The organism is Arthrobacter sp. Dra40 (assembly GCF_059091905.1).
Genome location: NZ_JBNHHB010000217.1, coordinates 1 through 8,325 on the forward strand (window position 1 = coordinate 1; position 8,325 = coordinate 8,325).

At 67.6% G+C, this 8,325-nt stretch carries 8 protein-coding genes and 1 pseudogene; 6 read left to right on the forward strand and 3 right to left on the reverse strand.

The genetic code is table 11. From position 1 onward, the window contains the following. Window positions 1-504: pseudogene (locus AC5RWT_RS31585) on the reverse strand (M3 family metallopeptidase); the annotation flags it as partial. A 102-nt stretch (window positions 505-606) separates the two neighbouring features. Here AC5RWT_RS31585 and AC5RWT_RS31590 point away from each other — a divergent pair. Together AC5RWT_RS31590 and AC5RWT_RS31595 are read left to right on the forward strand one after the other, a co-directional pair. Then, window positions 607-1,920, forward strand: coding sequence for a CapA family protein (locus tag AC5RWT_RS31590; protein WP_494083664.1), 1,314 nt, complete (start codon window positions 607-609; stop codon window positions 1,918-1,920). A gap of 1 nt (window position 1,921) precedes the next feature. Next, complete coding sequence (locus AC5RWT_RS31595; protein WP_494083665.1) at window positions 1,922-3,241, forward strand: CapA family protein; 1,320 nt, start codon at window positions 1,922-1,924, stop codon at window positions 3,239-3,241. Window positions 3,242-3,300: 59 nt separating this feature from the next. Here the strand turns inward: AC5RWT_RS31595 and AC5RWT_RS31600 are convergent, their stop codons facing one another. Together AC5RWT_RS31600 and AC5RWT_RS31605 are read right to left on the reverse strand one after the other, a co-directional pair. Then, window positions 3,301-4,023, reverse strand: coding sequence for a type 1 glutamine amidotransferase (locus tag AC5RWT_RS31600; protein ID WP_494083666.1), 723 nt, complete (start codon window positions 4,021-4,023; stop codon window positions 3,301-3,303). Then, window positions 4,023-5,336: a MurT ligase domain-containing protein gene (locus AC5RWT_RS31605; RefSeq protein ID WP_494083667.1), complete on the reverse strand. Its 1,314-nt coding sequence runs from the start codon at window positions 5,334-5,336 to the stop codon at window positions 4,023-4,025. The genes AC5RWT_RS31600 and AC5RWT_RS31605 overlap by 1 nt, the downstream gene beginning before the upstream one ends. Window positions 5,337-5,556: 220 nt before the next feature. Between AC5RWT_RS31605 and pdxT the strand changes: the two genes are divergently transcribed. The 4 genes from pdxT to ruvA all read left to right on the forward strand — a co-directional run. Next, window positions 5,557-6,249 carry a pyridoxal 5'-phosphate synthase glutaminase subunit PdxT gene (gene pdxT / locus AC5RWT_RS31610; RefSeq protein WP_494083668.1) on the forward strand — a complete coding sequence of 231 codons (693 nt, stop codon included), beginning with the start codon at window positions 5,557-5,559 and terminating at the stop codon, window positions 6,247-6,249. A gap of 2 nt (window positions 6,250-6,251) precedes the next feature. After that, the gene (locus AC5RWT_RS31615) at window positions 6,252-7,007 is read left to right on the forward strand and encodes a YebC/PmpR family DNA-binding transcriptional regulator (protein ID WP_494083669.1); all 756 of its coding nucleotides are present in this window, start codon (window positions 6,252-6,254) and stop codon (window positions 7,005-7,007) included. Window positions 7,008-7,027: 20 nt separating this feature from the next. Continuing rightward, a complete protein-coding gene (ruvC, locus tag AC5RWT_RS31620; RefSeq protein WP_494083670.1) occupies window positions 7,028-7,594 on the forward strand; it encodes a crossover junction endodeoxyribonuclease RuvC in 567 nt (188 codons plus the stop codon). Window positions 7,595-7,801: 207 nt separating this feature from the next. Beyond that, window positions 7,802-8,325, forward strand: a 524-nt coding sequence (gene ruvA, locus AC5RWT_RS31625; RefSeq protein WP_494083671.1) for a Holliday junction branch migration protein RuvA, incomplete at its 3' end; no start/stop codon positions are given.

Here is an 8,325-nt window from a genome sequence, read left to right on the forward strand (position 1 = left end):
GTATTCAGCGTCCAGCTCCGACAATTCAACGTTCATTGCGCGCAAGCGTTCCTGCTCCGCCGGACGAAGCCGGGCACCGGCCCGGCGGAACTTCTTGCGCAGTTCGGTCAGCAGGCGCAGGTCCTCGCCTTCAAGGCCTTCACCGTGTTCGTCAATCGCCGCAACACGGCGGTAGAGCGAGCGGTGCAAGTAAATGTTGTCCCGGTGGGCCGCCCGTTGCGGGGCCATCTGCTGCTGCAGTTCCAGGACGGGACCGGTGGCGTCCGCCGCGGCGAAGTTGTCCAGAACGGCTGTCACCCGCAACAGGGTGCGGCCCGAACGCTCGAGGGCGACGGCCGTGTTCTCAAAGGTGGCCGGCTCCGGGTTGGCCGCGATCGCCTCGATTTCGGCGAGTTGTTCCCGAAACCCGGCCTCAAACGCCGCAGGATAGTGCTCGGGGCGGATGGCTGCGAAATCGGGCAGCTCATAGGGCAGGAGACTGGGTTCCAGAAAGGGGTTGGCCATGCCACCACTCTGCCATGGGGGCGCTCCCTCGGCGCGTGATGATCGGCAGGCGCGCCGGGCTGTTGCCGTGATCAACCCCATAGACAGCCTTACACTTTCGGCATGAACAGGCAGGCGGCACACGCACGCCCCGGCCGCCGCGTGCGGAAGAGGGCCGGCACCGCCGTGCTGGTGGCGGCAACTGCTGCCCTCGCCATGATCGCGGCGTGCGGGGTGGCGGCCGACGGCGGCGGCCGCGCCGGGGCGCCCACCGGCCAGGGGACTGCCGTCCCGCCCGGCCAGCATACCCCCGCTACCGGGACCGCCAGCAGCGGTTCCACCACGGTCAGCCCGGCACCGTCGGAGGAGCCCACCCCTGGCGTTGTGGCCGGCTGCCCCTCGCTCCGCTGCACGTCGGTGCTGGTCACCGGAGACATGCTGGTGCACGCGGGGCTGTGGGACCAGGCCGCAGCCGATGCCGCGGAAACCGGCAAAAAGCCGATGGACTTCGAACCGCTGCTCGAAGGCCAGCGGGCCTACCTCGAACACAGCGACCTCGCGGTGTGCCACTTGGAGACGCCGGTCGGCACCGGGACGGGGCCGTTCTCCGCCTACCCGTCCTTCAACGTGCCGCCGCAGATTCTGGATGCAGCCAAGGCGGTTGGCTATGACGCGTGCACCACGGCCAGCAACCACACCCTCGACCAGGGAACGGCCGGGTTGAACCGCACGCTGGACGCGCTGGAGGAGCGGGGGCTGGAGCACACCGGGTCCTACCGCAGCCGGTCGGAGGCCGGCGGGCTGCTGATCCTGAAGACCCACGCCGCGGACGTTGCCGTGATCACCGGCGCCTACGGGCTTAACGGACTGCAGCCGGAGCACCACTGGCAGGTGGACATGCTCGACGCCAGGGCCATGATCGGCAAAGCCAGGCAGGCCCGCCGGCAGGGCGCAGACATCGTGCTGGGCGTCATGCACGCCGGCGACGAATACGCCTCCGCTCCCAATGCACAACAAGAAGAGGTGGCCCACGAGCTGGCGGACAGCGGCCAATTCACCTTGATTTACGGGCACCATACCCACTCGGTGCTGCCGATCGAGAAGTACCGCAGCACATGGATTGCCTACGGCCTGGGCAACGGGGTCACCGAGCTGTCACCGTGGTACCAGGTGAACAATGAAGGCTTGTTGCTGCGCGCCCGGTTCAGTGAAAGCGACGACGGCGCGTGGAAGGTCAGCGATCTGGCGTGGGCACCCAGCCTGATCACCGCCGATCCGTACCGCTGGTGCTCGGTCGCCAAGGACCGGCCACAGGGCGTTTGCGAGTCAACGGCCGCCGACGCGGCATCACGCGAACGGACCAAGGCCACGGTGGAATCGATGGGTGCGGCCACGGACGGCGCGCACGAGCTGCTGATCAGCCGGGAGCAGGACTAGCGTGGCGCGCCGTCCGGGCACTCTCGTCCGCCGGCGGCAGCCGCGCCGGCCCGGCCGGGCGACGGCAGCTGCGGTCCTGGCAGTCATGCTGGTGGCTGGCTGCAGCGCCGGGCCGGAGCACGGGGCTGCCACCGCAACGGAACCGGCCGGGATGCCGGCCAGCCCCGGAGGGCAGGGGACCGGCGCCGCGCAGGAGGCACCGCCGTCGTCCTCCGCGCACGCCACCCCGGAGCCCACGGCGACGGCCGGGGCCGGTCCAGGCTGTCCGGGAATCCGCTGCGCCACCGTGGCGGTGTCCGGCGATCTGTTGCTGCACGAGGCACTCTGGGAACAGGCAGCCCGCGACGCCCGGCGGACCGGAAACGGTGCCTTGGACTTTGAACCGATGCTCGCCGCCCAGCAGGAGTACCTGGCTACCTCCGACCTTGCCATCTGCCAGCTGGAAACGCCGCTGGCCCCCGAGGATGGACCGTACTCCGGCTACCCGGCGTTCAACGCACCGCCGCAGATCCTCGATGCCGCCGCCGCGGTGGGCTACGACGCCTGCACCACCGCCAGCAACCACACGTTCGACTATGGCACCGCCGGGCTGGAACGGACGCTGGCCGCACTCGAGGCGCGCGGCCTGGAGCACACCGGGTCCTACCGCAGCCAAGCCGAGGCCGGCGCCGTCCTGATTCTGGATACCCCGGCTGCGCGGATTGCCGTGATCACCGCGGCGTTCTCGCTGAACGGGCTGGCGCCGGACCAGCCGTGGCAGGTGGACCTGTTGGATCCGGAGGCCATGATCGCCAAGGCCAAAGAGGCGAGGGCGCAAGGAGCGGACATCGTCCTGGGCGCGATCCACGCCGGCGCCGAATACACCGACTACGCCAACGGTCAGCAGCAGGACGCGGCCCATGCCCTGGCCGACAGCGGCCAGTTCTCGCTGGTGTACGGGCACCACAGCCACTCGGTGCAGCCGATCGAGCGATACAACGGCACGTGGATTGTCTACGGGCTGGGCAACACGATCGCCGCCCACGCCACGCCCAACATCGTCAACACGGAAGGCCTCATGGTGCGGGCGCAGTTCAGCCAGGATGACGACGGCGGAACCTGGGAGGTGGCGCGGCTGGACTGGCTGCCGGCCACGTTTGGCGGACCGGAACACCGCTGGTGCCCGGTGGCGGCCGATGTGCTGGCAGCTGCCAAGGCGTCCGGGGACTGGTGCGTTTCCGAACAAGCGGATACGGCCAGCCGGAAACGGACCAAGGCGACCGTCGAGTCGATGGGCGCGGCCGGGGGCGTCGCCCGTGAGTGGCTGCTCAGCGACGACTGACGGCTGTCGCGATCGGGTGCCTCAGCGCCGGCTGACCGGCGCTGTCGGGACGGGGCGCCTCAGCGCGGACGGGCCGCGGCGTCGGCGCGGGCTTCGGCCTCATGGGGGATTTCCAGTGCCACATCGTTGAAACTGCCGTGGCGCCGCTTGGCAGCGTGGCCGATCAGGTAGTCGGCCACGGCGGGATTCTTGGGCAACAGCGAACCGTGCAGGTAAGTGGCGATCACGTTGCGGTAGCGGGCTCCTTCGGTGCCGTCGGTGCCGTTGTTGCCCTGGCCCTTCGCTACCCGTCCGAAGGGCTGGACTTCGCTGCCGAGGGTCGTCAGGCCGCTGTGGTTCTCGTATCCGATGATGGTGCCGAATTCTCCGCTTTCGAGCACGGTATTGCCGATCAGCCGGGTGGGCCCGCCGATGGTTTCGGCATCCAGCAGCCCGATGCCGGTGATCACCTCGCCGGTGTGGGTGGTGAACCGATGGCCGAACAGCTGGTACAGGCCGCAGACGGCCAGCATCGGCAGCCCGTCGTCGGCAAGCTCCCGCAGGCGTCCGCCCTGGGCCAGCAGGTCGGCCTGGATCTTGTTCTGGCCGGAGTCCTGGCCGCCGCCACCCACGATCAGGTCGACCTGCTCCGGGAAGGTGTCGCCCGGGTTGTACTCGTGCAGCCGGACGTCGTAACCGCGCAGCTCCAAGCGCTTGCGGAGCACCAGGACGTTGCCCCAGTCGCCGTAAATATTCATGTCCCGCGGGTACAGCTGGAGCAGATCGATGACAGGTGCGTCCATCAGGAAACCACTTCCACTTCGGTCAGTTTTCCAAGCTCGCGGCGCAGCGCCAGCATGGCCGTGTAGGTGCAGTAGATCCGCTTCGGGGAGTCCGGATCATCTGCAATGAAGCGGTGCAGCGAAGCAATCAGATCCGTGTCCACCCGGCCCACCGGAACGTCCTCATAGAAGAGGCGCAGGCCCATGTCGCGGGCCCGGACCCCCGAAACCTCGGCCACGCCGCTGTCCCGCAGCGAATCGAAGTCGACGTCCCAGAGCCAGGACATGTCCCGGCCGTCGGCGTAATTGTCGTTGATGGCGATCATGGTCCGGTAGCCGGCGGAGGGAAAGGACTTCAGCGCCAGCCGGAAGCCGGCGGGGTTCTTCACCAGCACCAGGTCCAGCGGCTGGCCGTTGACTGTCAGGGATTCGCCGCGGCCGAATGCAGGGGTCACGTTTTCCAACGAGGCCAGCAGTGCAGGCTCGTCCACCGTCGGGCCCAGCACAGTCCGCGCCAGCACCAGCGCCGCGGCAGCATTGAACACGTTGTAGACGCCGGTCAGCTTCAGCTCAACCTCGAGCGCGCGGCCGTCCAGCTCGAAGGTCGCGGCGGCGCCTTCACACGCGGACAGCACGACGTCGGCGCTCGGCCGCTCGGCCTCCGCGGCGGCGGTGCCGGAAGGGCTGCCGGTGCCGGCCGCGCCGTTGGCCGCAGCGGTCCGCATCTCGTCGTCGTGCGGGAACATGTGGCGCAGCTGCGGTGCCAGGCCGAAATACTCAATCCGGGGCGCAGCCACGGCGCTGGCCAGCGCCGCAATTCGCGGGTCTTCACGGTTGAGTACCACCGCATCGGTGGTGGCGGCGGCGATCTGCCGGAGGAACGCCGCCGTCGTTTCGATCTCGCCAAAGCGGTCCAACTGGTCACGCATCACGTTGAGCAGCAGGCTGTAGCGCGGGGCGACCAGCTTGACGAAGTGGACCGCGTGGGCTTCATCCAGTTCCAACACGGCGATGTCCGCGTCCAGCCGGCCCCTGGCGTCCGAATCACCCAGCACGGACGCGACCACGCCGCGGGTGAAGTTGCTGCCCGTGCGGTTCGTGAACACCTTCAGGCCCTGGCCCTGCAACAGCTCAACCACCATTTTGGTGGTCGTGGTTTTCCCGTTGGTACCGCTAATCACTACCACGCCGCGCGGCAGCGTCCCGAGCGTGCGCGGCAGGAACTGCGGATCGATTTTTTCGGCCACCAGGCCGGGCAGTGCGGAACCGCCGCCGCGGAGCCTGGCTACCGCCTTCACGGCCTTTCCGGCAACGGTCGCAAGGAGGTGTCGCATGAGTAGAGACTATACAAGCCGCCGGCAGTGCAGCACCGGTGCACCGGCTAAGAGTGGCGGGCACCACAACTGCGGCGGGCACGCGTGGACGGTGCCGGACAGCAGGATCCGGCGGGCACCGGTAAAGAGTTTGGGGAGCCGTCGCCGGCAGACACGGTTAACGCCCCCTGACCGGTTGGCACTACTGTTTTTCCGTACGGCCGCCATACAGGCGCCCCTGATGCCGAACCGGCGAGGAATCTTCACAGTGGTCACGATTGGTGTGCTTGCCCTTCAGGGTGACGTCCGCGAGCATTTATCCGCCTTGGAATACAACGGTGCCGCGGCGCTGCCGGTGAGGCGGCCGGCCGAGCTTGATGCCGTGGACGGCCTGGTCATTCCCGGCGGCGAATCGACGACCATCGATAAGCTCACCCGGATTTTCGAACTGGCCGATCCGCTCAAGAAGCGGATCGAGGCGGGCATGCCTGTCTACGGTTCCTGTGCCGGCATGATCATGCTGGCCGACCGGATTGCGGATCCGGCCACGGATCTGAAGGGTGATCCGCAGCAGACACTGGGCGGACTGGACATCACGGTGCGGCGCAACGCCTTCGGCCGGCAGCGTGAGTCGTTCGAAACCGATCTGGACTTCCAAGGCCTGGAGTTCAGTGCGCAGTCCCCTGGCCGGGACCCGGCACCTGTCCACGCGGTGTTCATCCGGGCGCCGTGGGTGGAACGTGTGGGCCGGGATGTGGAGGTCCTTGCCAGCGTGAAGCCGGACGAAGCGTCCCACACCGGCACTTTGCACGGGACGGCTAGAATAGTGGCAGTGCGTTCGCGGCATTTGCTGGCGACATCCTTCCACCCGGAAGTCACGGGGGAGCGCCGCATCCACGAACTTTTTATCCGTATCGTCAGAGGAGAGGCGTAAGCATGGCCGGACACTCCAAGTGGGCAACCACCAAGCACAAGAAGGCCGTGATCGACGCCAGGCGTGCCAAGTCGTTTGCGAAGCTGATCAAGAACATCGAAGTGGCCGCCCGCAACGGGGGAGCGGACATGTCCGGCAACCCCGCCCTGGAACTGGCCGTCCAGAAAGCCAAGAAGACGTCGGTCCCCAACGACAATATCGACCGCGCCGTCAAGCGCGGCGCCGGCCTGACCGGCGAAACGGTCGACTACAGCGAAATCATCTACGAGGCACGCGGGCCGCAGGGCTCTGCCGTGTTGATCGAGTGCCTGACGGACAACAAGAACCGTGCAGCCTCCGAAGTCCGGCTCGCCATCACGCGCAACGGCGGAACGGTGGCCGACCCGGGGTCGGTGTCCTACATGTTCTCCCGCAAGGGCGTGGTGTCCCTGCCCAAGAACGGGCTCACTGAAGACGACCTCCTGATGGCGGTGCTGGAAGCCGGCGCCGAGGAAGTCAAGGAGCACGGCGACAACTTCGAGGTACACACCGATCCCGCCGAACTGCGCGCCGTGGTGGCAGCACTGGAAGAAGCCGGCATTGAGTACGAAACCGACGAAATTGAGTTCGTCTCCTCGATGGCCGTGGATCTCGAGGCCGACGCAGCCGGGAAGTTCCTGAAGCTGGTGGACGCCCTTGAGGACTTGGACGACGTCCAGAACGTCTACTCCAACGCCGATATCAGCGCAGACGTGCTCGCCGAACTCGAGAACGACTGACTCCGGTCCGGTCACCGGGGATGGCCATGCGCGTGCTGGGGGTAGACCCCGGGCTGACCCGGTGCGGCCTGGGAGTGGTGGATATTGAACCGAACCGCCGCTCCACCTTGGTGGACGTCGGCGTAGTCGGAACCACCCCTGACATGCCTCTGGAGTTGCGCCTGCTGAAAATCGCCGAGGCCATCGACGTGTGGCTCGACGCCCACACCCCCGATGTGCTCGCCGTTGAACGCGTTTTCAGCCAGACCAATGTCAGCACCGTGATGGGCACGGCCCAGGCCTCCGGCGTGGTGATCGCCGCGGCAGCGCGCCGGGGGATCGCCGTCGCACTGCACACGCCCACCGAGGTGAAGGCCGCGGTCACGGGCAACGGCCAGGCAGACAAAGCCGCCGTGACCAAAATGGTGACCCGGATCCTGCGGCTGGACACGCCGCCGCGTCCGGCCGATGCCGCGGACGCGCTGGCCCTGGCGATCACCCACGCCTGGCGCGGAGGAGCAGCGAAACCCGCTGCGGGCGGGGGCATGACTGCGGCCCAAAAGCTGTGGGCAGAGGCCGAAGCAAAGGCCAAACGCAATCGCCGCTGAACTGCTGCCCGCAACTCCCGCGCTTTGACCCGTGACTGCCGGGCTTTGACCCGCGACTGCCGGGCAGCGGCGACGAGGCGTGGCGGTCGCCGGTAATGTCCGCGCCGGCCCGTAAGCTATTCGTAAATATGTTCGGACGATCCGACCTGCGCTTCAGCTCGCAGGGACGGACTCCGGGCCGCAGTGCCGGATATGGGAGTTGTGTTCATGATTAGCTCGTTGCGCGGGGTCGTCGCCCATGTTGGGCTGCAGTCGGCAGTGATCGACGTCAACGGCTTCGGCATGCTCGTCCAGGCAACGCCGCAGACCTTGGGCACGCTGTTCGTCGGACGGGAGGCCCATCTGGCCACCACGATGATCGTGCGCGAAGACTCCATGACACTGTTCGGCTTCGAGGACGCAGCCCAGCGGGAAGTGTTCGAAACTCTCATCTCCGTCAGCGGCGTTGGCCCGCGCCTGGGCCTGGCAGCGCTGTCGGTGCATTCGCCCGAGGCGCTGCGGATCGCCGCCACGGACGGGGACAGCAAAGCGTTTACCAAGGTCCCCGGTATCGGGCCGAAGCTCGCCGGCAGGATTGTACTGGAACTGGCCGGCAAACTGGTGCCCACCGGGGAGCAAGCTCCGCAGCAGCCCGGTGGCTGGAAAGGCCAGGTACAGGAAGCCCTCGCCGGCCTGGGCTGGTCGGAGAAGGACGCCGCGGCGGCGGTGGACACCACCGCAGACGAAAATCC